Here is a 1,149-nt window from a genome sequence, read left to right as displayed (position 1 = left end):
GGCGGCGTCAAGTGGTGAGTGCAATCGTCAGGGCGCGATGAGTTGAGCCAGGCGCTGGGTTGGGGTTGCCCAGCTCAGCGTCTGGCGGGGGCGGGTGTTCAGTTCGTGGGCGACTTCGTCGAGGCCGGCTTGGTCGATGGTGCGGAAGTCGTAGCTGCCCTTGGGGAAGTACTGGCGTAGTAGTCCGTTGGTGTTCTCGTTGGTGCCGCGTTGCCAGGGGCTGTGGGGGTCGCAGAAGTAGACCGGGCAGCCGGTGGCGACGGTGAACTGCGGGTGGGTGGCCATTTCCACGCCCTGGTCCCAGGCCAGTGAGCGGCGCAGATGCGCCGGCATCCTCGTGGCCAGGTCGGTGAGGACGCCGATGACGGCTTGGCTGTCGCGGCCGTTGGGCAGCGCGCCGAGCATCACGTAGCGGGTGGCTCGTTCCACCAGGGTCACGATCGCTGAGGCGCCGGCCTTGCCGATGACCAGGTCACCTTCCCAGTGCCCGGGCACCGCCCGGTCTGTGGCCTCGGCCGGGCGGGCGCTGATGTGCAGGTCCCCGATCCAGGGCCGCCGGCCACGGGCGGCACCCGCGGCACGTGACTGCGGGCGCCGCGCAGTACGCCCTGAGCGCAGGGTGACCTGCCGGGTCAACTCGGCCCGAAGGTTGCCCCGCGACTGCACGTAGATCGCCTGGTAGATCGTCTCGTGGGACACCTGCAACTCCGGCCGGTCGGCGAACGTGGCCCGCAACCACGCGGCGATCTGCTTCGGAGACCACCTACGAGCCAGTTTCCCCGCCACCACCCGCCGCAGCCGCGTACCCACCCCGAGCTTGCACGCCTTCACCCGACGTCGCGCCGCGTCCGTGCGCCGCTGCGCCCACTGCGCCTGATACCCCCACCGATACGGGCGACGAGCCCGCCCGGGCGGCAACAACCGCCCGAGCGGATTCTTCGTCCCGTGCCGCGCACTGTTGTTACGCGCCACCTCCCGCGACACCGTGCACACCGGCACCCCGAGAAGCCCAGCAATCTGCGAGATCGTCCGACCCGAAGCCCACAAATGCTCCAACACCTGCCGATGCCCGAACGTCAACACACCCGGCCTCGCCACCAGCACCCCCAGCCCAACCAAGATCAGTTGCACTGAAGCCTAGAAACCACC

Annotated in this window: 1 protein-coding gene; it reads right to left on the bottom strand. The window is 69.3% G+C overall.

The annotated features are described in order from the left end of the window. Window positions 1-27 precede the first annotated feature (27 nt). A complete protein-coding gene (locus KBX37_RS33900; protein WP_210779890.1) occupies window positions 28-984 on the bottom strand; it encodes an IS30 family transposase in 957 nt (318 codons plus the stop codon). Window positions 985-1,149: the final 165 nt, after the last annotated feature.

This window comes from Micromonospora sp. U56 (assembly GCF_018070095.1).
GTDB lineage: Bacteria > Actinomycetota > Actinomycetes > Mycobacteriales > Micromonosporaceae > Micromonospora > Micromonospora purpureochromogenes.
The sequence above is the reverse complement of the archived record's forward strand: the minus strand, read 5'-3'. Positions and strand labels throughout refer to the sequence as shown.